Source organism: Thermosynechococcus sp. FA-CM-4201, from assembly GCF_054689355.1.
The window spans coordinates 25,034-51,096 of the sequence record NZ_CP079920.1; the positions used below are offsets into that span (position 1 = coordinate 25,034).

24 protein-coding genes are annotated in these 26,063 nt (G+C 51.5%); 8 read left to right on the plus strand and 16 right to left on the minus strand.

The features are described from left to right. Positions 1–28 precede the first annotated feature (28 nt). Positions 29–784: a hypothetical protein gene (locus KV190_RS00125; RefSeq protein ID WP_460194007.1), complete on the plus strand. Its 756-nt coding sequence runs from the start codon at positions 29–31 to the stop codon at positions 782–784. Here KV190_RS00125 and KV190_RS00130 read toward each other — a convergent pair. From KV190_RS00130 to KV190_RS00150, 5 genes are all read right to left on the minus strand, one after another. Further along, positions 781–1,923 carry an N-acetyltransferase family protein gene (locus KV190_RS00130; protein ID WP_460194010.1) on the minus strand — a complete coding sequence of 381 codons (1,143 nt, stop codon included), beginning with the start codon at positions 1,921–1,923 and terminating at the stop codon, positions 781–783. The genes KV190_RS00125 and KV190_RS00130 overlap by 4 nt on opposite strands. A gap of 105 nt (positions 1,924–2,028) precedes the next feature. After that, positions 2,029–2,325, minus strand: a complete 297-nt coding sequence (petF1, locus tag KV190_RS00135; protein ID WP_460194011.1) for a ferredoxin PetF1 — start codon at positions 2,323–2,325, stop codon at positions 2,029–2,031. 350 nt (positions 2,326–2,675) lie between these two features. Then, complete coding sequence (locus KV190_RS00140; RefSeq protein WP_460194012.1) at positions 2,676–3,662, minus strand: FkbM family methyltransferase; 987 nt, start codon at positions 3,660–3,662, stop codon at positions 2,676–2,678. A gap of 7 nt (positions 3,663–3,669) precedes the next feature. After that, positions 3,670–7,062, minus strand: a complete 3,393-nt coding sequence (locus tag KV190_RS00145) for an O-linked N-acetylglucosamine transferase family protein (RefSeq protein WP_460194013.1) — start codon at positions 7,060–7,062, stop codon at positions 3,670–3,672. A 66-nt stretch (positions 7,063–7,128) separates the two neighbouring features. Then, positions 7,129–7,596 carry a type IV pilin-like G/H family protein gene (locus KV190_RS00150; RefSeq protein ID WP_460194014.1) on the minus strand — a complete coding sequence of 156 codons (468 nt, stop codon included), beginning with the start codon at positions 7,594–7,596 and terminating at the stop codon, positions 7,129–7,131. 235 nt (positions 7,597–7,831) lie between these two features. Between KV190_RS00150 and KV190_RS00155 the strand changes: the two genes are divergently transcribed. After that, positions 7,832–8,110 carry a hypothetical protein gene (locus tag KV190_RS00155; RefSeq protein ID WP_460194015.1) on the plus strand — a complete coding sequence of 93 codons (279 nt, stop codon included), beginning with the start codon at positions 7,832–7,834 and terminating at the stop codon, positions 8,108–8,110. Between the two features lie 117 nt (positions 8,111–8,227). On the opposite strand, the gene psaC is transcribed toward KV190_RS00155, so the two are convergent. After that, on the minus strand, positions 8,228–8,473 hold the full coding sequence (gene psaC, locus KV190_RS00160) for a photosystem I iron-sulfur center protein PsaC (protein WP_011056855.1): 246 nt from the start codon (positions 8,471–8,473) through the stop codon (positions 8,228–8,230). A 322-nt stretch (positions 8,474–8,795) separates the two neighbouring features. Between psaC and KV190_RS00165 the strand changes: the two genes are divergently transcribed. From KV190_RS00165 to KV190_RS00175, 3 genes are read left to right on the plus strand one after another with little or no spacing between them, the layout of a single operon-like run. Continuing rightward, complete coding sequence (locus tag KV190_RS00165; protein ID WP_460194017.1) at positions 8,796–9,215, plus strand: DUF4168 domain-containing protein; 420 nt, start codon at positions 8,796–8,798, stop codon at positions 9,213–9,215. A 27-nt stretch (positions 9,216–9,242) separates the two neighbouring features. Then, on the plus strand, positions 9,243–9,989 hold the full coding sequence (locus tag KV190_RS00170; protein WP_460194019.1) for a glycosyltransferase: 747 nt from the start codon (positions 9,243–9,245) through the stop codon (positions 9,987–9,989). Further along, positions 9,986–10,960 carry a glycosyltransferase family 2 protein gene (locus KV190_RS00175; RefSeq protein ID WP_460194021.1) on the plus strand — a complete coding sequence of 325 codons (975 nt, stop codon included), beginning with the start codon at positions 9,986–9,988 and terminating at the stop codon, positions 10,958–10,960. Before KV190_RS00170 ends, KV190_RS00175 begins: the two co-directional genes overlap by 4 nt. Here KV190_RS00175 and KV190_RS00180 read toward each other — a convergent pair. Beyond that, the gene (locus KV190_RS00180) at positions 10,957–11,124 is read right to left on the minus strand and encodes a metallothionein (protein WP_460194022.1); all 168 of its coding nucleotides are present in this window, start codon (positions 11,122–11,124) and stop codon (positions 10,957–10,959) included. The two genes, KV190_RS00175 and KV190_RS00180, sit on opposite strands and share 4 nt — an antisense overlap. A gap of 118 nt (positions 11,125–11,242) precedes the next feature. On the opposite strand from KV190_RS00180, the gene KV190_RS00185 reads away from it, so the two are divergent. Continuing rightward, the gene (locus KV190_RS00185) at positions 11,243–11,611 is read left to right on the plus strand and encodes an ArsR/SmtB family transcription factor (RefSeq protein ID WP_460194023.1); all 369 of its coding nucleotides are present in this window, start codon (positions 11,243–11,245) and stop codon (positions 11,609–11,611) included. Here the strand turns inward: KV190_RS00185 and KV190_RS00190 are convergent. The 7 genes from KV190_RS00190 to KV190_RS00220 form a co-directional block, all read right to left on the minus strand. Further along, a complete protein-coding gene (locus KV190_RS00190; protein ID WP_460194024.1) occupies positions 11,608–12,075 on the minus strand; it encodes a type IV pilin-like G/H family protein in 468 nt (155 codons plus the stop codon). The two genes, KV190_RS00185 and KV190_RS00190, sit on opposite strands and share 4 nt — an antisense overlap. 76 nt (positions 12,076–12,151) lie before the next feature. Further along, on the minus strand, positions 12,152–15,469 hold the full coding sequence (locus tag KV190_RS00195) for a tubulin-like doman-containing protein (protein WP_460194025.1): 3,318 nt from the start codon (positions 15,467–15,469) through the stop codon (positions 12,152–12,154). Between the two features lie 108 nt (positions 15,470–15,577). Continuing rightward, the gene (locus KV190_RS00200; protein ID WP_460194026.1) at positions 15,578–18,190 is read right to left on the minus strand and encodes a hybrid sensor histidine kinase/response regulator; all 2,613 of its coding nucleotides are present in this window, start codon (positions 18,188–18,190) and stop codon (positions 15,578–15,580) included. 13 nt (positions 18,191–18,203) lie between these two features. Further along, entirely contained in the window at positions 18,204–19,763 is a 1,560-nt protein-coding gene (locus KV190_RS00205; protein WP_460194027.1) for a methyl-accepting chemotaxis protein, read from the minus strand. Then, on the minus strand, positions 19,760–20,275 hold the full coding sequence (locus KV190_RS00210) for a chemotaxis protein CheW (RefSeq protein WP_460194029.1): 516 nt from the start codon (positions 20,273–20,275) through the stop codon (positions 19,760–19,762). The genes KV190_RS00205 and KV190_RS00210 overlap by 4 nt, the downstream gene beginning before the upstream one ends. After that, positions 20,272–20,649: a response regulator transcription factor gene (locus KV190_RS00215; RefSeq protein ID WP_460194030.1), complete on the minus strand. Its 378-nt coding sequence runs from the start codon at positions 20,647–20,649 to the stop codon at positions 20,272–20,274. Before KV190_RS00215 ends, KV190_RS00210 begins: the two co-directional genes overlap by 4 nt. Beyond that, complete coding sequence (locus KV190_RS00220) at positions 20,650–21,792, minus strand: response regulator (RefSeq protein WP_460194031.1); 1,143 nt, start codon at positions 21,790–21,792, stop codon at positions 20,650–20,652. A gap of 421 nt (positions 21,793–22,213) precedes the next feature. Between KV190_RS00220 and KV190_RS00225 the strand changes: the two genes are divergently transcribed. Then, the gene (locus tag KV190_RS00225; protein ID WP_460194032.1) at positions 22,214–23,155 is read left to right on the plus strand and encodes a bile acid:sodium symporter family protein; all 942 of its coding nucleotides are present in this window, start codon (positions 22,214–22,216) and stop codon (positions 23,153–23,155) included. A gap of 47 nt (positions 23,156–23,202) precedes the next feature. Continuing rightward, the gene (locus KV190_RS00230; RefSeq protein ID WP_460194034.1) at positions 23,203–24,540 is read left to right on the plus strand and encodes a MotA/TolQ/ExbB proton channel family protein; all 1,338 of its coding nucleotides are present in this window, start codon (positions 23,203–23,205) and stop codon (positions 24,538–24,540) included. A 3-nt stretch (positions 24,541–24,543) separates the two neighbouring features. On the opposite strand, the gene urtE is transcribed toward KV190_RS00230, so the two are convergent. Then, positions 24,544–25,242 (minus strand): urea ABC transporter ATP-binding subunit UrtE, encoded by a 699-nt coding sequence (urtE, locus tag KV190_RS00235; protein ID WP_460195308.1) that lies wholly within the window; start codon positions 25,240–25,242, stop codon positions 24,544–24,546. A gap of 50 nt (positions 25,243–25,292) precedes the next feature. Next, positions 25,293–26,060 carry an urea ABC transporter ATP-binding protein UrtD gene (gene urtD, locus KV190_RS00240; protein ID WP_460194035.1) on the minus strand — a complete coding sequence of 256 codons (768 nt, stop codon included), beginning with the start codon at positions 26,058–26,060 and terminating at the stop codon, positions 25,293–25,295. Positions 26,061–26,063: the final 3 nt, after the last annotated feature.

Consider the following 26,063-nt stretch of genomic DNA (forward strand, 5'->3'; position numbering starts at 1 on the left):
CAGCCTCGCTTTTTCGTACTTGGTTTGGATGACGACGGCTATGACTTCCTTTTTGGCACCGACTGTTCCCATTCGTTCCCTGATATTGGATGCCGCCCATGCGGTGCTTCAGGGATGTCGTCCCAGTCGGCAACGGCAGGTTCTGCCCTATTTGGTTGCGCTTTATTCGTTTATAGACTGGTGGGAAAATGAGGGTGTTCCCAGTAAGCAGGATGATTTTGAGGATTTGCCCGATGATCTCACCTTGAGTACGACTTGGTGTGAGCGGCCAGAGGTTCTTGACCTTGTGGACATTGCGGATCTCAACTTGGAAGGGGTGCAGTTATCTATCTATCCTGTCGAGCAGGGAGAGTCTCTGCGGATTCATTGCCCGACATTTTTGGGGGTCATCAACGCCGATTTGGCAGTTGCTGTTGGCTTGGATCGCGATCGCCGTCAGGCACAGATGCTAGGTTTTTGCGATCGCCAGACCCTCTTGGACTATTGGCAACACCACCCAGCAGATGCCCAAGGCTATGGCACCTTCCCCCTAGAGCAACTACAACCCATCTTCTACTTGCCCGAGCAGATTAGCTTCCTCAATCCGCTACCCCAAAGCACACCGCTGGCCACCAAGGGCAATACCTACGGTCAACCCCTCGAAAATCTACCGCAGCTCCCGCAGCGCACGGCTGTTGCTGAGCCTGAACGGTTACCCCTTGACAATGAAACCGCAATCCAGCGTCTCCTGCAAGCCCTGCAAGGCTATACTGAAACCTCAGAAATTTCCGTCTCCCAGGATTAGGATTGGGCTTCTGGAGGGGACGTGTTTTCGGGTGGGTGCTCGTGGTAGTAGGCCTGTGCTCCCTCTTTGGTATTAATCTGACCGGGTTGAGGGCGGCGATGGGTTTGCAGGCCTTGGAGAACTTCTGATAAGGTCAGGCCTTCCGGCAGGGGCGATCGCACTTCCCGCACCTTGTGCCACACCGAGCGGGACATCATTAAACTGCGGCGGATGGGTTCAGCCCAGCGTTCAAGGTAGGCTTCTCGCTCCCCTTGGTAATCCGTCGAAGACAGCAGTAGAGGTACGGGTGGATAGGCCTGCACCAAGCGAGCAATGTGGGTCAGTACCCCGGGATACAGATTTGTATAGGCAGGATGCACCGTTAAGTCTAGCCAGTGGGGCGTGTGTCCATCTTGGCTGGCATGGAGCGTATAGGCGGCGATCGCCACCTTCCGCTGCGGTTCAAACACGTACGCACGATGCACTTGTACCTGTTGTGACCAACTGGCCAAACCGTGGTGTAGCCAATCCAAAAGACTCGTTTGAAAGTCCCGATAGTGGCGATTAAAGACTTGGCGCACCAATGCCGGCATCGACATCGTATCTAACTCATGCAGCAACCGTGCATCGGCATTCGTGACCTTCAGCAAATTCGGCAAGCAAGGCGTGCCCTGTGCCAGTTCTGCCAACTGATCCGCTGAAATCTGCCAGTAGGTGAGATGTGCCAAGGGTTGAAAGCCATTTTGGCGGTAGAGGTCTAGTGCCTCACGGTGGTCAATGTTGATTTCCACCATCCATGTACGGGCTTCCACAAGGGTACTAAAACAGTGGCGCAGGAGTTGTGTCCCCACCTCTGTAAACTCTTGGGCGGCCAATTGCTGCACCTGCCATGTGGTGCGACTTTCATTAAAGGGAGCCACCTGCACAACCCCTAACACTTGGTTGTCCCGCTCCGCGACATAAATGCGCTGCTTGCTCATCCCCGTGAGCCACTGCAAGAGATGCAGCGGTGAGGTCATCAGTCCGCTCCCCAAGGACGGCAGGCCAAAGGGCTGATCGTGTACCCCTTCATGGCACAGCCGCTGCTCTATCACCTCCACATCCCGATAGGCTAAGGGACGAATCATCAAATCACCAGTGGGGGGCAAGTCGGAAACCATCAGTGGGCACCAATCACTACTTCCATCTTAAGGACTCCAGCCCCAAAATAAAGGGGCGATGCCCAACGACAACCGCCCCAGCAAGATAAATTGTGCAAAATCGCCTTAGTAAAGTTCTTCCTCCTGATTGGTGAGGATTTTGCAGTCAGAACGGGGATAGGCGACACAGGTGAGCACAAAGCCCTTCTCGATTTGGTCATCATCCAAGAAGGATTGATCCGACTGATCTACTTCCCCTTCCAGCAGCTTACCGGCACAGGTAGAGCAAGCACCAGCACGGCAAGAGAAGGGCAGGTCTAGGCCTTGCTCCTCAGCCACATCCAGAATGTACTCATCATCAGGCACGTCAATTGTTGTTTCGCTTCCATCAGGACGCACTAGCGTTACTTTGTAGGTTGCCATGAATCTTGTCCTCTCATGTATGGAAAAGGCAGGGAGCCATCACGCTCCAATTTAGATACTAGGGGAAAACCCCAACCTTGATGGTTGGATTCAAGTCCCTCTTTGTATCGTTTTCGTAATTTGAGGCTCCCAAGGTATCTGAAATACTTATAGGCATCACGAATAGTAAAAAAATCAAGGAAAACCATAGAGACTCTCTTGTTGTTAACCCTTAGAGTTTGTACTTGAGTCTTTAGAATAATTGCAAAATTTATAGTCAAAAACCTGAGATAGGAACACTATATCAAACTCGCCATAAGCTGCATTTATTAAATTTATTTTGTTTCATTGATTTTACTAATCATAGGCTTCTATCTATTATTTAGCAATTGAATGATTGGTAGATTTTCAAGGCCTCTCTCAACAAGAGCAGGGAATTGACTTAAGAACTGATAAATCACATCACTACAATTAAAGCGTTCATTGCTGCTTCCATAAGAACGAGTTAAATGAGTCAATACTTCAAGTGAGTAGTCAGGAAAATCTAAAACGTCCGCGATTGCTGCTAATTTGATATAAGATTCAGGATTCTGTAAATCATTCACTATTGAATAGAATTCAGGATTAATCAAATCACGCAAATATATAGCATCTGCCCAAAGAATTTGACCCGATCGCATTACAGAAATAATGGGTGATATAGAACGGCATAGATGACAAGAGGAGTTTTGCATGACTAAATCAAACAAACTAAATCCTAGGCTGCGTAAGTAAGTATCAATATCACTAAAAAGAGGTTGGTCTTTGTATAGTGGATTAAACTCAACTTCAACTAAGACAGCTAAGGTGCTAGATCGAATAATTTCACTTCCTCCTTTAATAACATCTAGATCAGCACCTTGAACATCTACCTGAAGATAGTCTAGGTTTGTGATTCCTTGAGAACGACTAAAAGCATCTAAAGTGGTTGTTTCTATCTCTACTGTTGCCACAACTTTGAGAGCTTCATTGAAGCCTGCAAGGCGATCGCAAAAGGAGTCATTCGGCTGATATAGTGAGCTACAAGCCGTCAGGTTAGTAATATGGAGAACGCTGGTGCCTTCTTCACGGGATAACGCTAGGGGATAGTGTTTTTCTTGCCAAGGGATATTAGCATCAGCCAAGGCTTGATTTGCAGCTTCACAGGCTTCGGCGTCAGCATCAAATCCATAAATAATCAGGTCTGGCGCTAGGATAGACCAAGGAGAGTGACCAAAATCATCGGTCTCGTACATTTTTCGAGAGCCAACGATCGCTAGTGTAAAGTCAATGCCTTCTAATTTATTCGCAGTTTTCAGCAATTCAGTGATTTTAGGCATAAATGCTCTATTCTCCGACTCGATGGCGGGGGGGCACAACCAACTCCCCTGTCTGATACCGATTCACCATGGCCGTTAGGGCTTGCTCCATCTCACGGCTAAAGCGTTGGGGATTCCACAGGGGGGCGTGGCGTTTAGCTTGGCGCAGCTTCCAACTGACTCGCTGCCGCAGGTCTGGCTCCGTCCCGAAACGAATTCCCCAATTCACATACTCCTCATCATTGAAGGCAATCCCCTCCTCGACGCCGACATTTTTCAGGAAGGTATAGGTGTGACGTGCCACAAACTGCTGACCCACCTTCGTCACAATCGGCACCTCCAACCAGAGGGCTTCGAGACTCATTGCCCCACCTGCATAGGGATAGGTATCCAGCACCACATCCACATCATAGAGGTTGGCACGGTGAATCTCTGGCAAGTTCGACGTTAAAAAGTAGAGTTTATCTAAATCAAACCCCTCAGCTTCAGCAACACTGCGGCACCACTCTTCAAAAATCGAGCTACTAGAGTGGTACTTGACAATGAGTACAGCATTTGGAACCGCTTCAACAATGGCAAATTGCAGCTTGAGCATTTCGGGTTGAATTTTGCTGGCTCGCTGGGCACAGAGAAAGATCACCGTATCGGCACTCAGTCCCAATTGATCGCGAATTCCGGTTTTATTGGCCACCTCATAGCCATCAAAGGAGAGATAACAATCCGGCAGTCGCCACAGCGTTTCTGGGTACCATGCTTGCGCTCCGTCAGGGAGAATGTAAGGGTCAACAATAAAGTAATCTACTGTTGGCAAGCCAATGGCATCAAACCCTACCCATGTCGCTTGTAGGGGTGCTGGCTTGAGGGTGAGAACTTGATATGTGATATCACTCGTGCAGCTATCTAAATCAATGAGAATATCAATTTGATCATTGTAAATTTTTTCAGCAATTTCTTGGGAACCTGTCCCTAGCTCCTCATAGCGATTAACAACACTACGAAACCAGTGATTCACATCATCCTTTTGATACGCTCGCATCCATGGGTGATAAATGTATAGTTCAAAAATATCTCGATTACAAAGGCGAACAAATGAGCGAATTTGATAACCAGCCGGATGGCGATGGAAACAAGTACCAATGAAGCCAATTCTAATCTTCTGGTTAGTTAATAGAGAAGTGTTCTTTGTACTTATATTTGGTTTATTGTTTGTTATTTTTGCGTAGTATTTCTCAATTGGCAGGAAATGATGCGCATTCTGATAAAAAATAAGATTTCTCTGATTAAAGATTGGTTTTAGCAAATTCGGTTTATCTAAAAGATGAGAAAGATGAAAATACGAAGAAATTGAATAATATAGGCTACCAATATCAATTTGACTTTTATCTATGTTTTCGACAAGGAAATGGTAGCAACTATCTATGTTATTAAACCAATTCTTAAGCAAACTGGAAACATTCTCAGAATAGCTTAAATCATACTTAAATGTTGAGAGAACATTCAGCTTAGAAGTGTAGCTGACATCGTGGCCAAGAGGAGTGAGTTCAAATTGAAAGAGTTGATTTGCGCATTGCAGAGCTAGATCAGCTATTTTTGCTTTTGTGAAGTTACGAGAGAGAAATTCATAGAGACCCCATTGCTTTATTGCAAGAGCTAAATATTGCTGACCAATCAAAGGTGCAAACGTATCAGGATGATCACGCAGTAGCTCAAAGAGTAAATTTTCTAGTGCGTCACCAAGGTTGAAGATCTGGTGGCAAGCCATTATAAATTCAGGCACACCTGTGGCAGTAGCATACTGGTTAAGGAGAGTGTTAATCAAGTTAAGAATCTCTTCCTGAGACACTGAGGATGTTTTAGTTGTCAGCATTTCATTCAATTGACTCAAAAGCTCCTCAATGGCTGATTTTTCTAATCCTAGTTGCATTGATAATTGCAGTAGTCTCAGGCCGTTGGCGAGGGTAGCCGCAAATTCGTAGGCATAGGTGGTTAGGGCAAAGCGTATCTCTGGGACGTGGTGTTCAAAGCTGGCAACATCCGCTAGAATCTCTCCCCAAAGTGTTGTAATCCTAGATTGCTCCAGTTCAGGGACTTGACTCAAATAGACAGACCATAGAAGCTGGGCTTCTGTTTCCTGACCTTGCAAGATATAGGCAGCACCTTGATAGGCTGGCCAATGGGGTTCAGTGACAAACTCATCAGCTAGTGTTTCACACAGGGAGATTGCATCTGCATAACGTCCCAACTCTAGGTAGTAGCGTAAGCGACGCTGCCATGCCGATACGGGTACCAGCGTGACTTGAGGGGTGAGTAGTGACTCCAAGAAGGCGATCCACTCTTGGGCACGAATTGACCATGTGTAATTTTTGTGAATGTAGTTGACTTGGGCACGCAAGTGCTCTTCTAGGGCAGAGTGTGCTGTGGGGTCACGAAACCGTTCGATAGCTTTGCGAAGGGCTTTTCCGTAGTTGGCTCGGTAGGTTGGCCAGTCAGTGGTGAATTCTACTAGGTCAGCAAAACCTGCTGTTGTTTCTGGCAGTGCCCCCAATGCTGAGGTTACAATTAGGCAGCCACTTGCCATCGCTTCAAGGGCAGCGATACAGGAAGTTTCAGGAAATGTGTTGGGATAGCTGAGAATGGCAACTTGTTTGAGAGCTTGGCTGAGTTGAGCTTGGGGGACAGAGCCATGATAGGTCGAGCCTTCTAGCTGTTGGCACTGCTCGTAGAGTGGTTGATAGGGATCGTTTTCAGGAGCAAATTGATAAACCTGCAAACTAGAATAAATATCGAGGTGTAGTTCAGGATAGTTACGATAAATCTCAGGGTACACCTGAACTAACTGATCAAGGCCACGGAAAGGTGTACTTGTGTAGGCAAGGCGGATTTGGGGAAGTTTGTGCTTAAGGATAGATTCATTCTCCTCAAATAGCTGCTCAAAAGCGGGGCTAATAGCATTTCGGAGAATGTGGAGTGTAGAGGGGGCAACCCCAAAGTGACTGATGTACTGTTGTCGCTGCCATTCACTGACAACAACAATACGATCAAACATAGCTTGCTTCTCAGGATGATGAAACTGATCCACTGCATCTTCAGCAATATGGTGTTGTGTCCAAAAGATGAGTGGTGTCGTAGGAGGAAGAATTTTTCGCAGTTCTTGGCCAAGATTGCCAGCGTTGAGGAGAATACAGACATTGGGATTCAGTGCCGTAATCAACCGATCTGTAAGAAGTGTCAACGGAAAATGCATCACTCCTGACGGGAGTAAAATATGATCGCGTCGGTTGCTCAAGAAGATCTCATGACCATAACTGTGCAGTTGCTGCATGAGGTAGCAAAGGGCGGAATGAGACCCGCCCAATGGTGCGTGATTGGGGGTGTCAATGTCGTATTGCCAAGAACCAAAGTCAACAAAGAGCAGCCGCATGAACGATAAAAAAGGCTAGACCATAAGCCTAGCCTAACAGTTGTAATATCAATTCAATAGTATTAATTACAATGGGCAGTCGGGAGCAGCAGTGGCAGGATCGCCTGTTTTCTCCGCAACTGTTGCGCTGGTGGTACCAGCCTCAGCTTTAACGCAACCAATAACCCCCGTCCCTGCCGGGTCATTTGCTGTCAGCTTAACAGCCGCATCAGTAGCGGTACCTGCTGTCATCGCAACAGTGTAGCCTTCAACATTGGTTGCTGTCGTACCCACGCCTAACTGAGTCACAGTGCTAGCAAAGGTGGGTTTCTCAAGACGATAGGCCTGTTGCGCGCGGTTGATGGCACCAGCCGTGTTTTTGGCTGTGGCCAAGCGGGCTTTGTTGGCTTGGTTGAGCATCGAGGGCAGGGCAATGGCGGCCAGAATACCGATGATGATGACCACCACCAGCAGCTCAATCAGGGTGAAGCCTTCATTGGCTTTTTTCTTGGCCAGCAGGTGCTGGAGGAATTTCGCTTTCAGTTCGCTTTTCATATTTTTGAGACTCCTTAGGTCAAGACATATTCGCCTCTAGCCATAACATACCCACCCCCTGCGGCAAAATTAACACCCCTGCTAAAAAGTTTCTGATTTTTTCCCCACCACTGCTGGAGTGCCCTCGGTAGGCGTCATTCCCAATCTGGTAAATTTGCGGTAGCTTGCTCGCGTGGTATCTTCGCATGATGTGCAGTAGGCTAGTCTATAGTTATCAAGCCTGATCAGTCTCTTTATGAATAACCGTGGCAATGGCTTTGGCTGGGGATTTCTTGCGGGTGCCCTCTTTGGTGGCATTGCGGGTTCCCTTGTCACGCTTTTAGTCAAGGATCGATTGAGCGAAGCAATCACGAGTGACTCTGGACGGCTGAAGGGGGATAAGGCTGCTCCCCTCAATGGCAGTGATGACAATCTGATGGAATCCATGCGCCTAGAGCTAGAGGCAAAAATTGCCCAAATTAATGAAGCGGTGGATGACTTGCAAAACCGCCTCAGCAACGAAGATCAGCCCTGAGCCGTAGGTGAGTATGGGTTGGTTGGTGCTAAGGACAACAAATAAAAGACTTGAGACGTAGGGATGCTGCCTCAAGCCCAATCAAGAATTTGACGAAGGTTTCACGAAAATAGGGGACTAGTAGGCTAGACCCATGCTGCGGGTGGTTTCTGCACCCAGATAGACGCGAATACTCAAAAAGTCAGTAGGACAAGCCGTTTCGCAGCGTTTGCAGCCAACGCAATCTTCCGTGCGAGGGGAGGAGGCAATTTGGCCAGCTTTGCAACCATCCCAAGGCACCATTTCCAGCACATCGGTGGGGCAGGCCCGCACACACTGGGTGCAGCCAATGCAGGTATCGTAGATTTTGACAGTGTGAGCCATGTAATAACCGCTCCTAAAACGATCAGGATGACAGGTGGATGCCCTGCCGCCAACTCAGGAAGCCCCTAAGCTACGACAATAAGGGCAGTCTGGAGATAAATACCGAGATTTAGGATACCGCAGTGGTTGATTGCTGGGCGGGGTGGATGAGCAAACTTCAAAGAATGTAACTTTTTTGTAAAGTCTGGTAAATTTACCTATTGTGGGGTCAATCTTGGCCAAAACAGTTTTTAATCCGTGATGCCTGCCTGCGTTGAGGAACTTGAAGGGGTTCTAGGGATTCCAAGTACAGTGTAGTCGGATGCGTTGTGTGTGGTGGTCAATGTCTTGGAAGTGGTTGCCCCTTGCTGTGTGTAGTGCAGGTCTGCTGCTGGTGCCTGTGCCTTCACCTCATTCCTTGGCCCAGACTTCCCCGCGCGCAGATGTCATTGCCCCGTGGGAGATCATGAACTATGCCCGCGTGGTTCTGGAAATTGAACCCATCCGCCAAAGATACTATCGTCAAGCGCAGGCGGCTTTCCAAGGTCAAGTGCCCCGGAATTCCTGCTTTGGTATGAATCCCCAAAATATCCCCAGTGGCTTGGAGACCATCTGTGCCAACTATGTGCGCGAGGCAATGCAGGTGCTGAGGAAATATAATATGTCTCTAGAGCAATTCAATGCGATTACACTGCGGGCACAGCAGGACAGCGCCTTTAGCCAACGCATTCAAGCTGAAATGTTGCGATTGCAACAACCTTGATCATACTTCTTCGTACTAGATACTTCTGTGCAACCAACTCTTAGTATCATTACGGCAACTTATAATGCTGAGAATTATCTTTCCCACTTGATTGCTTCCTTGGTTGCTCAAACTGATCCAGATTTTGAGTGGGTGGTTGTTGATGGTGGCTCTACAGATCGAACTTTAGAACTAATCAACGAAGCAAAATCACAATTGAAGACAATTACTGTGGATTCGCGTCCAGACTTCGGAATTTATGATGCTTTGAATCGTGCCGTGAAGCTAGCCTCTGGTGACTATTACGTGGTTGTTGGGGCAGATGATGTTTTATTTCCTGAAACAGTTGCCCACTACAAGACAGCTTGTGCAGAAACTCATGCGGACTTGATTACAACCTGCTACTACGATGGCGATCGCTTGGTCACAGGTATTCAGCAACCAGCTTGGGAGTGGCTAAGGGGAATGCATGCTTATGTAACTGGCCATGCCGTAGGTTTAGCAATTCGGCGGGACTTGCATAAGGAAGTTAGCGAATACTCTCGCTATTTTCCGTTGCTGGCAGATCAGTTGTTTATTTTGCAAGCCATACATCAAGGAGCTAAGGTTGTGCTTAGAGATTTTATTGCTGGACGTTACTATCCCCAAGGAACTAGTAGTCGCGATGTACTGGGTTTCATTCTTGAGCTGTACCACATTCAGGTCAAAATGGGACATTCATTGACTTTCCAAACTCTGCTCCTTCTCTACCGGCTCATCAGATGCTGGCCTCGCATTCAGAAACAGAAAGGATGATTTCCGTTGTTATTCCTCTATACAATAAGGCTGCCCATATTGGTCATACCCTTGAGTGTGTTTTACAGCAAGCCAGTCCAGCGGCAGAAATTATTGTGATTGACGATGGTTCTACGGATGGCAGTGCTGCTATTGTTCAAGAATTTGTAAGTCACGGCGTACGCTTGATTCAGCAGACAAATCAAGGGGTTAGTGCTGCTCGGAATCGAGGACTAGCAGAAGCGACTGAACCATACGTTGCTTTTCTGGATGCTGACGATGAGTGGTTGCCTGAGCATCTCACAACACTGCGAGCATTGATTCGAGATTTTCCAACGGCCTCTCTGTGGAGTACTTGTTGTGTTATTCGTCGAGATGGTGAGTATCGTTTACCCCCTTCTCCCTTTTCAGAAGGATGGCGAGGGATCGTTGATCCTTTCTTTGAAGCTTATGCCAAGGGACTGAGTATTGTGACTTCTTCAACCTGTTGTGTGCGTAAAGAACATTTATTAGCTGTGGGTGGTTTTCCAGTGGGTGTAAAGCTCAATGAAGACTACATCACTTGGTGCAAGGTAGCTCTGCGATTTCCTGTTGCCCATGAAGCGACAGTAACAGCAATCTACAATCAGGATGCAGAGAATCGCTGCGGCGAACCTCAAACACTGCCTATTCCTGCCTCATTACCTTTTTTAGTAGAACTTTTGCATTCTCAAGAAACGCCTATTTGCCACTACAGGGGCATTCAAGCTTGTTTTCAGCGGATTGCCTTAGCTACTTTAACCAATGCAAAAATTCAAGGAGCTTCAGTAGATGTAACGACTCTGCTACGTCTGGCGTGGCGGGGGAAATGTTATAAAGCAATACTTGCGCTGGCTGTGCTGAATGTTTTGCCAACAGGTCTCTTGAACCGAATCAAGTCCCTAAGACATCAACATCAACGAGAACAAGCCCAGCGCATTTCTTCTAGTAGGGAAGGAACTAGCTTTTTCTAGGCGCAGCCACAGCCTGTATGGCCACAACCGCCGCTTTCTTTGCAGGTGCCGTTGGCACAGGCTTCGGAGCAGTAGGGTTTGCCTTCGATCATGATTGCATCGCTGAGGGAGACAATGCAGAGGCAGTGGGGGCAAGCACATTTCATTTGGGTAACGGTTGTCATGGCTGTTCTCTCCAAATAGGTGATACAAGGGAGGCATGGTTCACCTCTCCTTTAATATATCTGAATAGTTGTTCAAACGTCAATTAGTCAGCACCTGATCAACGCCTATGATGGAAGTATGAATCCTAAAACCATTGCTGCTCCTCATCCCCATCATCCCGAAGCGTTGGCAAGGGCCAGCGATCGCCTGCTCTCCACGGAAAAAGCCCAACGGATGGCGCAATTTTTTGGCCTGCTAGCCGATGCCAACCGACTGCGGATTGTCGCCTTGCTTGCCCAAGGGGAGTTCTGTGTTGGCGATATTGCCGTGGCACTGGAAATGAGTGAATCTGCTGTCTCCCACCAATTGCGTATGCTGAAGGCGATGCGGCTAGTGAGTTTCCGTCGCCAAGGACGACATATCTTTTACCAATTGCTGGATCACCACGTGCTGGCGCTCTATGAGGCGGTGGCGGAACACTTAGATGAGGAAGATTCAGAATCCTAGGGAGATGGACAAGCAGGTGGCGACGCAATGCTAGAACCCGAAGGAGCGGCTTCTAAAATTTGGGTTGTGGTCAATGTTGTGTACGTGGCGTAGGTACAGCCTGTAAACGCTTTCAATTCTGGACGCTCAGGGGTGGCTTGGAATTCTGCGTAGTTACTATTCGCAACGGTGATCGCGTACTCATAGTCGGGCGTATCACTAAAGCCGATTTGTAAACTTGCGATGTCGGTGGTGAATGTGGGATTGGCTAAACGGTAGGCCTGCTGGGCACGGTTCACGGCACCAATATTGGTTTTGGCTTGGGATTCGCGGGCTTTGGTGGCCTGATTCAACATCGAAGGGAGGGCGATCGCCGCTAAAATCGCAATAATAATGACAACGACGAGCAGTTCAATGAGGGTAAAGCCTTTCGAGACGATGAGCGATCGGTAGAACCAAGGCAGGTTGGAACGATAGGGAGACATAGGAGTGCTCCAGTGTTGGACTCGTCTTTACCCTAAAGTGTTCCCACAGATCCCCGTGAAATTACAGAGATCTCCCCTAAAGTCCCAGTAGTTTTTTCTTGGCCGCTTGGAACTCCGCCTCTGAGAGTAGCCCCTGCTGGTACATGGCCATGAGTTGTTGCAGTTGCTCTAAGCCAGAGGAACTTGCCGCAGCACTGGTTTCAGGTGTTGGTTCAGCTTGGGGCGGGGGTGGTTCAGGAGCAGGGGGCGTTGGTGTGGGTGTGCCTTGAGCCAATTGATAGGTTTGGATCACCTCTTGGAGAATGGCGGCTTCCCGCTTGTATTCAAGGCTGTCGCGTCCCCCGGCTTTATGGAGTTCTTCCTCGCGTCGCTTCAAGTAGTTCAGTAGATGCTCATAGAGGGCTTGCTTTTCTGCTGGGGTTTCGGCTGCCTTGAGGATGACGGTCACTTGGCGCTGAATTTCCTCTAAGTCGGGACGGCAGGCCAGCACTTCTAGGACTTGGGTCACTTCCTCCCAGTTGGCGGCAATGTCCACATCTTCAAGGCCAACAGCAGTATGACGAGTGTAGCGGATGGTGGCTTCGCGGGTGGCGCGGTTTTCTGCCTGTTTGAGGACATCAAGGGCGCGAGCAACCACCACCAGTTTTAGAATTTGCGGGTTTTCTGGAAAGACATCCCAGAAGGGGGGATCCTTTTGCAGGTGAACAGGGATGGGCAAATCGCGGTTTTCTCCCCGCAGGCGGGCGCGTTTGGCGGTAATCATTTGGCCTCGCCAATCTTGGTAGGACTGGCGCAGTTCGGGCATGCCCTCAATACAGCGTAGGGAAAAGCCCCCCATCTCTTGGACAAAGACAATGCGGTGGCGTTCGCGATCGCCCAAGGGCTTAATATCATCACTGGTAATGCTCTGGCCATTGGGTTTGACGAGGTTTTTGAGCAGGGGAATCAGTTTTTTGGCAGCCAAATCAGCCGTATTTTCACCGCCGACAATGGCAATATTGGTATTCACTGAAGGAGTAAAGCCAGCATCACGGCCACTCATGACCGCTTGGGAGAGCAATAGTAGCGGCTTTGATTTTTGGTAGGCCATGCGCAGGGCATTGAGGATCTCTGCTTCATCATTGCGATAAAACTGCAACAGGCGATCGCAGGCGGTGAGATCCCGCACAAGGCGGCTCTCTTCTGGGGCATTTTGCACTGTGCGCCGGACCGTTTCTTGGATAATCTCCCGCAGGTCACTTTCTTGGACATCCGCCAGTTGCGCCAAATCCAATAGACGCATCACCTCATTGGCGGCGCGGGTTTCCTTCCAGAGGGGACTTGCCTCCTGCAACACCGTTGTCGCTGTCGTGGTACAGAGTTGATTGAGACCAATGGTAAATGTGGAGGCCACACCCGTATTGGCGCCCGCATAGCGCTCGACGAGGTCTTGATAGAGGCCATTGAGTTCTTGGCGATCGTAGAGCTTCACCCCATTGATTCGCAGGGCATCGGCACTATCCGCTTGACTATCGGCCATCGCCTTGAAACCATCCCGTAAATTGAGGAGCCGCTGGTTGAGCTTGGCAAGACGTGCCTCCATCCCCTGCAGCCATTCCTCCAGTTTGTCCATCACCTCTTTGGCCAGAAAGCGGGCTTTGGCTTGAATGGTGGCATTGAAACTGCCCTCAATGCCTTCTAGAGCCTGCTGGCAAAATTCCTCCATTTTTGCTTGCTTGGAGATGCCAAAGAGAGTGCTGAAGTGGGTAATGTCTTGGAGAGCATTTTCGTACTGTCGCTGACGATTGGTGATATTGGGTTGCCAAGTTTGCTGAATTTCGCGGTCATATTTTTCCTTCTGACTGATAAAAATTTGGCGAATTTGCTGCAGAAAGGCGTTGGCAAACTTCAGCCCCCGATTGCGATCTTCAACAATGCGGTAGAACTCCTCCTCAAGACTTTGGCGAGCCTGCTGGATAATTTGATGGCGGTTGTCGTACATGCGCTGCAAAAAGTCACCATGGAGGCGCTCATCCGGACTCAGTTCGCGCAAGTGGGCAGCGCGGTAATTGTCCACCTGTTCACTCAGCCAAGGCACAAACTGCAAAATTTTGCCTCTTTCCGCACCAATCATGCCCCCTACCCCCTGTTGGGTACATTCAAGGAGGTTTTCACGGCTAATTTGATTGCGTAGATCATTAATCCAGCGGGAAATTTCCTGCATGTAGGGGCGATCGCCCGCTGCTGCTAAGGCCAGTACTAAATCCATATCCAGCAAGTTCATGGGTTTCAGGAGACTCTGGGTCACCTCTAAAAGCTGGGGTGGCAATTGCACCGATTCATTCAGCCACCAGTGAATAAAGTCTTGGCAGAGGCGATAGGTCAAGGAGGCGCGAATTTGGGCAATGGGAATTTCGACACTGGAGAGGCCAAAGGCCATAAAGCTCTTGGGATAGCCCCGCCCGCCGGCATCTTGAGAGGCCCAAGCCGCCTTAATGTTGTCGCGAATCGAGCGTTTGTGGGGAGCAAAGTCAGAAGTGAGATCCAAAAAGATATTTTGGGCAATCATCTCGCGGATCTCATCGAGCTTGAATTCATTCTCGCCATTTTTGGTGCCCACGAGGTAGGTAAAGTCAAAGGGAGGGGAGTTGTAGCGCACTTCGTCGCTGAGGCTGCTACTAAATTGCGCCACGTACTCGGTGCGGTAGTCGGCAAAGTAACTGAGTTCCATGAGGGCGGCATAGCCATTGGCCAGTACGCGATCGCCGACACTAATTGCCGCAAAGGCATTGGGCATGGGCACAATTCCCGTGACGAGGGGACTCGACTGCCCCTTTAACCAGTGGCGGACACAATAGCCGAGGTCAATGAGCATACCGCTACCCGTGCCCCCAGAGAGGGAACCTGTAATAAAGACATTGAGGCTACTATTGTTGACCTTGAGGCCGTAGCGGCTTTGCATATAACTTTCGTGGCCTTTAACGCGATCGCTAGCCGCTTGGAACTTTTGTTGAATCGCATGGTAGTTGCAAAAGAAGGCAAACCGACCACAGGCACGGATTTGACCGGCTCCGGCCTCTAGGGCAGTAATGTTGCGCTCCAGTTCCTTGGGAAACCAAGAGGCAATCCACGGGTAGTTGTCGAGGTTTTGAATGATTTGCTGCACGTTTTTGCCACTGACACTGGCCCAGTGCTTTTCGTTGTCCTTGAGGGGAGAGCCAGCGGCGAGGGGGTTGCTCACTTTGTAGTCGCGATCGGTGTCAATGGCGAGGAAGCTAATCACCGGAAACTGTTTCAGGCTGCCGTAGGTTTCCTCCACCAGTCGCCGCACCCGCGATAGTACCTCAATTCCTGTGCCACCCACTCCCACAATTACCGTCGGCACAATTGATTTTTCTTCCACCTGTGCAGGCATGGTTGCTCTCTCCGCCGCAAGTCACCCCGATCCTAGCAAGGATGTCCGTGAAATCTGGCGATCGCAATCTTTCATAAAAAATTTTTGCCGCAATGCAATCTGATAGTTTTAGCGGCTGAGGGTCACCACAGCAGCAGGACGACCGGCGAGCAGTTGGGTCACCGTTTGCAGCAACCCTTGGGGTTGAAAGGGCTTGGTAATGTAGTCATTGGCACCCAGTTGAAAGGCTTTTTGGCGGTGGGTATCCCCTCCCCGTGACGTTAACATGGCAACCGGTAAATGGCGTAAACGCGCCGAAAGACGAATCGCCTCTAGCAAACCATAGCCATCGAGGCGGGGCATCTCGATATCGGTGATCACAAGGGACACCTGATCCCCTTGGCCAAGGAGAAAATCCAATGCTTCTTTGCCATCGCGACATTGCACGACATCGTAGCCCGCCTGCCGCAGCACACGATCCAAGAGCCGTCGCACGGCAATCGAATCATCAACAATCAGCACTTGGGGGATGGTGCGCTGCTGGGCTGTGGCCGTCACCGGCGAGGCTGGTATGGGCGTGAGCAGCACTGTAAAGTTGTCGGGAGCGAGAACCGGCACCACTTCACCGCTTCCTAGAACCGTACAACCCATGACGTAGGGGGGCACGGGTACCGTTTGATCAAAGGGCTTGACCACCAACTCCCGCTCGGCAATGAGATAGTTCACTGCCAAGGCCACCGCCTGACCCGCCACATCCACCACCACACCCACACCAAGGGGCTGCGTTGGCGCACTCAGGGGACGCTGATAGGGCAAGAATTGATGCAGTGGATACAGGGGAATGGATTGTCCCTGCCAGTCAATGGTGGCGCTGGGGTGGCGAATATCGGTGTATTCCTTCAGGGCAATGACTTCGCGGATACTCAGATCTGGGATGGCCAAGGTTAGCTCCCCGACTTGACACAGCACCATGGGCAGCAGACTGAGGGTCAAGGGCAGGGTAAGGGTAAAGGTTGTGCCCCGCTGGGGTTCAGTGGTGATCTGCAGACGCCCCCGCGATCGCTGGACTTGCTCGCGCACTACATCCAAGCCCACCCCCCGACCGGAAAGATCACTCACCTGCTTGGCGGTTGAAAACCCCGGTACAAAGAGAAATTCCAAAATCTGCTCGCGGCTCAGGTGGGGCATTTTTTCGGGAGAGCAAAGTTGAAGTTCCACCGCCTTTTGACTCACCCGCTCTAGATCAATCCCCCGACCATCGTCGGCCACCTGAATTTCCACGGCATTCCCCCGCAGTCGTGCCCGCAGCCAGATGGTTCCCGTCGGGGACTTGCCCAGTTGCTGCCGCTGTTGGGGCGGCTCAAGACCGTGGTCAAAGGCGTTGCGCACCAGATGGGTCAGGGGTGCCTTGAGTTGCTGCAAAATCACTTGATCCACAAGGGTATCGCCCCCCTCAATCACCAGTTGGACGGGCTTATGGTGGCGATCGCCCAAGGTTTGCACAGCGGTCACAAACTTTTCTGCCAGTTGGCGAAAGGGCACTAAGCGGGAATTTGTCAGTTCACCGTAGAGACTGTTTAAGTGCTGGCGGTTGAGATCAAGGGCTTCTTGGAGATCGCGGTTGAGCAGATCAATATCGGCGCCCGTCTCCTGAATTCGCACCAGCAATTCTTGAAAATCTTGGAGCGCGGTGTGCAGTTCGGTGTAGCGGTCAAATTGCAGCGCATCAAAGTCGTTATGACCATTTGCAACTAAACCTCGACTCCCAAGGGGGGTGGCCAAGCGATCGTAGAACGTCTGCACCTGATCGCGAATCGGGCGAAATTGCTCAAGGCGGTGCTTCAGTTCGCGATTGGCACGCAAAAACTGCTGTTGATAAAGGGTGAGGCGTTCTTGACCAATGAGCAATTCACTGACGGTATTACCGAGGCGATCTAGGCGACTGACGGGAATGCGCAGATAGTTGTCTTGGGGGGAGGCGGTTTCTGCAGGCGGGTTAGGGGTCGGTTCGGGTGGCGGCAACTTGGCTAGTTCTGCCTGCTGCAATTGCCGAAACTCAGTGACAACGGCGGGCACTAATTCCCCAAGGGGTAAATCCGCTGCGAGCTGCGGTAATTCTGCGGCCAGTTGCTGCAACCAAGGAATCGCGCACTGTTCCCCTAGGGTTTGGGCGGTGGCAATCAGGTGAGCCAAAGCGGTCTCCCGCTCTGCATCCGTGGTACTAGCCTCTAGGCTCTGCAGGGATGCCTCAAGGGTTTGCGTCAAGGCGGTGCGCAGATCGGGGGGAGCCGCAGTGGGGGATGAGGGGGTGGCTGCGACGGTGCCAAGGAGTTCTGTCAGGTCTGCCAGCAGGGCTTGATAGCGGGGAGTGGGTGTTAGGGAATGGTTCTGTTTGGCGGCGGTCAAGAGTTCTTGGGCTTGCTCAATCCCTTGCACTAGAAGCTGATGGGCACGGGGGCGATCGCCCATGCGACCCTCTTTGAGGGCTTCCAGAACATCCTCTAGGCAATGGCTCAAGGCCTGTAGCTCACTGAGTTGGGCAATCCCAGCCCCCCCCTTGAGGGAATGTGCCGCCCGCATCAGCGTGTTGTAATCCTCAGCCGTGTAGTGACGCTCGGGATCGGTGGTCACCTGTTCTGCCCATTGTTCGAGGAGCAGTAAGTACTCCGGGGCATCTTCGTAGAGGAAGCAATGGCGTGCCTCTTGGGTAATGGCGTCAAGGTCGGCAGCGTTGAGGGTCATGGGCTAGCCCTCCTTAGGCATCCACACGGAACCGCGATACCGAGGCTTGCAATTCTGCGGCAACGGCCACTAGGCTTTCCATGGCATCCACCACAGCAGCAGCGGCTGAAGTTGTTGTTTGAGCCATCTGGGCAACCCCCTGCATAATCTGCGTCACTTCTGCGGCTGTGGACGTTTGGGAAGCAGTGCGCTCAGAAATCATTTGCAGCCGTGAATCAATCTGTTGGTTGAGGCGAGCGAGTCCCTGTAATGTTGCTTTGGTTTGACTCACTAACTGGGTACCCTTGACCACTTGCGCCGTACTGCCCTCCATTTCCTGAAGCACCTCAGCCGTCTCCTGCTGAATCCCCGTCACCAACTGCTCAATATCCCGCGCTGATTCTGTCACCCGCTCGGCCAAGCGGCGCACCTCATCGGCCACCACCCGGAAGCCTTGGCCGTGCTCCCCGGCGCGTGCGGCTTCAATCGAAGCGTTAAAGGCCAAAAGGTTGGTTTTCTCAGAGATGCTGGAGATGATGTTGATGATTTTGGAGATCTCTTGGGAGGATTCAGCAAGGCGTTTCATTTTCTTGGCGGTGTCGGCCACACTGAGGCGGATATTTTCCATACTCTCCACGGTGGTGTCCATGGTTGCATCCCCCAATTGTGCCGCCGTCAACCCCTCTGCGGCGATCGCGGCTGCTTCTTGGGCAGAATTGGCGACTGCTTGCACTGAGGCGGCCATCCTCTCAACCGCTTCTACACTGCGATCAATGTCGGCGGCTTGCTGGGTTGCCCCTGCCACAAGTCCAGCGATCGCCTCTTGGGTGGTTTGGGCAGCAGCCTGTACTTGGTTGGCAGCGGTCTGGACTTGCACGACAATTTGCCGCAAACTGCGCACCGTGGCATTGAAGGCATCGGCAATGGATCCCATTTCCCCTTCGTCTACCTTGGCGCGTACGGTGAGGTCACCCCGCTGTGCCCCCTCAATATCCAACAATAGGTTAATCACCGCCTCCTGCATTTTCATCCGTTCTTGGCGCTGCCGCTGGACTTCCCCTTGACGTTGGGCTTCGAGGGTTTGAATCTGATCCTGCTGCTGCTGTAGTTGAGCCACCAAGGCAGCAATTCCTTGGCCAATGGCAGCGAGTTGCGGATCCGTGATCTCGGGAATGGGTGCATCCCACTCCTGTTGCTGGAGTTGCACCAGCCATGTTTCTAAAGTGTGCAGTCCCTGCCGCAACTGCTTGATTTGACCCCGTCCGAGGGGAATGGGCGTCGGCGCAACGGGGGCACTGGCTGGTGGGGGGGGAGGGGGGGCAGCAGGGCTTCCCTGCAATAGCGCCAAGGCATTGCGGGCACTTTGGCCAAAAATCCCCTGATCCGCTTCGGCGATCGCCTGATAGAGGGCTTGGGCAGCGGCAACATCACCGGCCTGTTCTAGGGCAGTGGCCAAGGTCAACTGTACCAAGCGATCAGTGGGGTCTTCCTCAAGGAGGGCACGCAGGGTCGGAATATCCTGAGTAAGGATGGCATTGAAGTAGCGATCGCTCAGGGATGAGGTGGGGGGGGTGGAATTCGCAAGGGAGGTCATAGGGCAGGAGCGGGTGAACGGGCGACAGCTTCAAAAACAGCCTCAACATTCAATAGTAAAATTGGCAGGCGATCCAACTGCACAAAACCCTGCAAATACTGCTGCACCTCCCGCTGAAGTCGCTGCGGCACCGGTTGCTGCTGCTCTGGCGAAACATGAATAATCCCCCGCAGTTGACTCACCAAACAAGCCAGTTGCCGCGGCGATGAGCCGTCTCGCATCACCAGTGCTGTCCAACGTTGGTGGGGCGATCGCGTAGCGTACCCTGTGGGTAATCGCCCCCAAGCATGCTGCACCCCCAGCAATTGCAACAGGTCAAGCATCCACAATAACCGCCCCCGCTGGTTACTAATGCCCAAAAGAGCGGCTGAAACCCCCGGCACCAGACAAATATCCCGTGGCTCAACACTTAAGACCTCAGCCGTTTGCCCAAGGGGAATCGCCACATTCACCCGTCGGGGCAGTTCCACATGAAAGTATTCCTGAATGGCTGGGGCACTGACAGACATCATTGAGGCAAGGGAGGTAAGTACTCGTTAATGGTTTCAATTAAATCTTCGGGTTCAAAGGGTTTCGTAACGTAGGCATTGCCCCCCTGCCGCAAGGCCCAAAAGCGATCAAAGTCCTGATCTTTAGAGGAGCAAAAGATAATTGGCACTGTCTTGAGGAGGGGATTCGCCCGTACTTCGCGGCACAGTTCCAAGCCATTGGCTCCCGGCATCACAATATCGAGCACAATTAAATCGGGAGGCTGATGCGTGGCCAACCATTCCATGGCCTTTTCCGCTGTTTCCGCCACATGGGCTTGGTGTCCCAATTTCTCTAAAATTGAGACAATCATCGTTTGCTCTGTGCGGGAATCCTCAACGACTAGCACCTGCTTCATTTAATGACTCTCCATCGCCGCAGTCTGGGTAAATCGCTCTGCTAACGATAGTAACTCTTGGGGGGTAAAGGGCTTCGTTAAATAGTCCGTCGCCCCCACCATCCGTGCCCGAATCCGATCCACTAGGCCATCCCGCCCCGTGAGCATGACCACTGGCACATCCTTAAGGGTTTCTGTTTGCCGCAGTTGACGGCATAGCTCATAGCCATCCATTTCTGGCATCGAGATATCCATCAAGACTAAGTTAGGCTTAGTGTCATTGAGGGCATTCAGGGCATGGGTTGGCTCCATCAAGCCGAGCACCCGATAACCACAGGTCTCCAAAATGAGGCGGACATTGCGCTGAATAGTGCGGCTGTCGTCAATACAAGCCACGATCGGACGAGTATCACTGGTGGGAGCATTGTAGGGATGCTGGGCAATCAAGCCATTGACGAGGGCAGGTTGCAGCAACTGAGCGGTGGCGATCGCCTCCATGCGCAACTGAGTCGCCACCTCATAGAGTACGGGGGTTTGCTCCAAGAGTTGAGGCAAGGCAGCGGCAATATCGCGGCCATAATCCATCGGCCACAGATCAGCGGGAATTCGTTCAGTGGTGGTGAGCACCAGGCGTTGCAGTGGCGAGTTCAAATAGGTGCGCACCTGTACCGCTTGGGTAATCGCTTGCCGCAGTTGACTCAGGGTTTGCTTGATCGGCACACAGAGCACCAAGTGATCGAGACCCGCCACCCGCTCCACCCGCACTGAGGCTTGGGGCATGGCAAAGATATGAACCAGCGCTTCTTGACTAAAGAGAAAGAGCAGCTTACGCAGTTGGGGAAGGGTCAATTGCCCCTGTTGCCAAAGACGACAGAGATACTGATACTCCGTTTCGTTGGTTGCCAATGTGGTGCTGAGTTGGGGGCAATAGCGTTGACACAGGTAGGTGAAGCGTTCCTGATGCCCGACAGTGCTATTGGCGTAATGCAGTTGACCATTGCCCACATACAGGTTCCAACCGATGGAGGAGTCCCTCGGATCGGTAAAGGTTAAGTGGCCAGAAAGGCGATCGCCAATCACCTTCTGAATCACCCGTGCTGGAAATGCCAATGCTTTGTCGCTCACGTGCGCTACTGAACTTGACGTAGGTGTGCTCGTCGTCATAGAAATTGTCCCTTTGACAATCTGATAGATCGCTGAATCAGCAATAGACAACCACTGCGTTAAAGGTCTATAAATTTTTTGACATAGTTAGGGTCAAAATATAGAGGCTACCCAATGCTAAAATTTTATGTTTATTTCAAAAGAGGGCTAGTTTATTGCCCTTGTTATCAGGATTGAACAGGCTCAAAACAGTGAAAACCGTTCTCAGACACGTTCCCATCCCTTGTATTTACACCATACTTTAGAAAAGGGCTGTAGCTGCTCCAATTTTTTGAATTATCCCCCCCAACCTCTATGCTTTTCAGTATTTTTACTGTATCGTCCATTGTAAAGCTGATGTCTTCCCGAAAAATGTATTCTACTTAACGTTTTTTTTGACGTTCTTGACTAGGATGCTTAAACACCTTAAAGGTCTTTCCTGATGTCCCGCCTCGAATGGCTGACCAACCTATTCCCCCTCTGGGTACTGCTGACGGTAATTGTGGCGCTGCTATATCCACCCCTATTTCTGTGGGTAAGTAGCGATCTCATTGTCTGGATACTGATGATTGTGATGCTGGGGATGGGGATCACGCTGAGTTGGCAGGAGTTCCAAGCCGTGGGGTTGATGCCTCGCACGGTTGCTCTTGGATTTGTTGCCCAATACCTAATTATGCCGACGGCGGGATGGCTGGTTGCCCAGTTATATCAATTACCCACGCCCTTTGCTGTCGGGTTGATTTTAGTGGCTTGTTGCCCTGGGGGAACCGCCTCCAATGTGGTGACCTTTATTGCCCGCGCCCATGTGGCGTTGTCAGTCGTCATGACCCTGTGCTCAACGCTGGCAGCGATTATTTTGACTCCCCTATTAACCAAGCTACTGGCGGGTCAATACGTTGAAGTCAATGCTCTCCAACTATTTTGGGGTACGGTACAGGTGGTGTTGCTGCCCATTCTCGTCGGCTTAGCTTTGAATACCAAAGCGCCCAACGTGGTGAAAAAAGTGCTCCCCATTTCTCCCTTTGTTTCAGTTGTCGGTATTTGTGTCATCTGTGGTGGCGTGTTTGCGGCAAGTGCCAAGGCGATTCTTAGTCATGGTTTGCAACTGTTGGCAGCCGTTGTGTCTCTCCACAGTCTGGGCTTTCTGGGTGGCTATTATCTTGCCCGCGCTGTGGGCTACTCAGAGCGCACCTGTCGGACGATCGCCATCGAGGTGGGCATGCAAAACTCTGGGTTAGGGGTGGCGTTGGCGCGGCAAGCCTTTACGAATCCTCTCACCGCAGTACCCTGTGCGATTTCGGGGGTGGTTCATTCCCTGATTGGCAGTCTCTTGGCGGGTATTTGGCGGTGGCAGCAGGGAGCAGCAGTGGTTCCCAAAATTTGAGGCGCCTTCGCGATAGATTGAAAGATGTTTGCGCCCTGAGTATCGTCATGACAGCTTCTTCCCCCGTTTCCACAACAACTGCCCCTTCCCTAACGCCAGTGGCGGTACCCCGCCGTGATCTCACTGTGCCGCTGTGGTTAGCGTTGGCGATCGCTGCCGTTGCCACGGTTATCCTTTACATTTTCTTTTTGCCCCTTCAGGGCACCTACCTTGGCCAACTGCTCCTCAATCGTGGCTGGACGCAACCTGTGGCTGTCTTTTTTGCGTGGACAGTTTTGGTGTTTGCGATTTTGAAGGCGATCGCCCTCTTTCAGCAAGCCCCCAGCCTGCGGCAAATCTGGATTCCCGCCAACTACCCCTTCACCTCGATGCGGGATATTTTGCAACTGCAGCAAACCCTTGCCCAACGGCGGACACTGCTGCCCAATCGCTGTGCCCGTGTTTTAGGAGCGTTTCTCAGTAGTGGCCAGCGAGAGATTGCCGTTGAAGCCGCCGCTGAAGATAGTGGCAGTGCTGCAGCAGCCACCGATGCCTCCTATACGATTCCCCGTGTCCTAGTCTGGGCGATTCCCCTGCTGGGCTTTATTGGCACTGTGGTTGGGATTAGCCAAGCGGTCAGTGGCTTTTCCAGCTTTTTGGAGACGGCTCAGGACGTGAACCAAATCAAGGAGGGGATTGGCGGTGTGACGACGGGGCTAGCGGTGGCCTTTGATACTACCCTCGTGGCTTTGGTGCTGAGTGTTCTCGTCATGATCCCGATGGTGATCGTTGAACGTTGGGAGAATAAGCTGCTGCTGCAAATTGACACCTACATTAACGATCAACTGCTGCCCCGCCTCCCCGTTACAAATACGTCCGCAGGGGTGGATCGCGACACTCTCCAAGAAGTGATTCAGGAAACCATTCGCACGGAGCTGCCCACCGAGGAACGGCTGCAACAACTGTTGGACAACTTAAATCAACTTGCCCGTGCCGTGGTCAGGGATCGGCAGCAATTTGTGGCCACACTAGAGGAGCGCCAGCAACAGTCCATTGAGCAGTTTGAGCGCCTCGTCACCCAGATTCAGCACAACCAAGGGGAACTACTGGCGCAGGTCAATCAGGAACAGACCGCTATTGCCCAAGAACTGCGGCAACAGAGCCAATATATTGCTCAACTCTTGGCGGAGAGCGATCGCACGCTGCAACAGCGGTTACAACTGTTAGAAACTCTCAACCAAGCCCTGCAAGCCCTCGCCGATACCGGTAATCTGCAACTGCTCCTCGATAGCCTCAACCACACGCTGGGGAATCTGCAACCGGTGCTACGGCAACTGGCACAACCGCGACGGGTAACGCTGGTGGAGCAACCCAGTTCCTTGGATGGGAGCGATCGCCCGATTTAGAGGTTAGACCGCGAGGAACCGCTGAATCACCTCTTGACTGAGATCACTGGTGGGACCAGAGGCAACAATGCCCCCCTTTTGCATCGCATAGTACCAGTCCGCCTCACGGACAAAGTGGAGGTGCTGCTCCACGAGGAGGACAGAAATGCCTCGGGCGGCAATAATGCGACGAACTGCCGCCTCAATCTCAAGGATGATCGAGGGTTGAATTCCCTCGGTGGGTTCATCCAATAGGAGAAGTTTGGGTTCGCCCATGAGGGCGCGGGCGATCGCCAACTGTTGCTGCTGCCCGCCGCTGAGATCTCCGCCCATGCGGTGGAGCATTTTCTTCAGTACAGGAAAGAGTTCAAAAATTTCCTCTGGAATCTCCTGTTTTGCCCGCTGCCGCGGACGCGCCTCTAAACCAAGGAGCAGATTCTCCTTCACCGTCAACCGCGGAATAATTTCCCGTCCTTGGGGCACATAGCCAATTCCTAGCTTGGCTCGCTGATCCGGGCGCAACGGCAGGAGGGATCCCCCTTGACAGTCCAGTTGGCCACTACGGGGTTTGAGCAGACCAATGATGGTTTTCAGGAGTGTGGTTTTGCCAACGCCATTCCGGCCAATGAGGCACACCATTTTGCCAGCGGGCACACTTAGGTCAATATCCCGCAGGATATGGCTTTCGCCGTAATAGACATTGAGGCCACGAATGCGCAGCATCCAATCGGCATCCACTGCTGTCGTGGGGAGGGGATAGTGATCAACGCGGGTCATGGTCGTTGTGTCGAGTGGGATTCTTCGAGGGGAGCGCCTAAATAAACTTCAATCACGCGGGGATCATTTTGTACGGTTTCAATAGAGCCTTCACAGAGTACCGAGCCTTCATGGAGAACCGTGACTGTGCGGGCAATTTGGCGGACAAACTCCATATCATGCTCAATGACAATAATGGAGTGGCTTTCAGCCAAGGCCACGAGAAGCTCTCCCGTGAGGTGCGTTTCCTCATCGGTGAGACCGGCCACGGGTTCATCCACCAACAGCAGATCGGGAGATTGCGCCACCAGCATGCCAATTTCTAGCCACTGCTTTTCACCGTGGGAGAGGAGTCCTGCTGGAAAGTTGGCCTTTGGCCGCAGACCAATGGTGTCAATCAAGGTGTGTAGGCGATCGCGCTCCTCCCGTGACAGTGGCTGAAACAGCGTTGCAAAAACGCCCTTATGGCGGGCTGCTGCCAACTCCAAATTTTCCCGCACCGTGAGGTTGAGATAGACGCGGGGGGTTTGAAACTTGCGACCAATCCCCATACGGGCAATTTGATCTTCGCTGTAGCGACGCAGATTGCGCCCCTTGAAGAGCACTCGCCCCTGGGTCGGCTTGACTTTGCCCGTAATTACATCGAGGAAGGTGGTTTTACCCGCACCATTGGGGCCAATAATCACCCGTAGCTCCCCCGCCTGCATCTGAAACGAGAGATGATTCAGGGCATTGAAGCCATCAAAGCTAACGGTGAGATCCTCAATTTCAAGAATGGGTGTCACAGC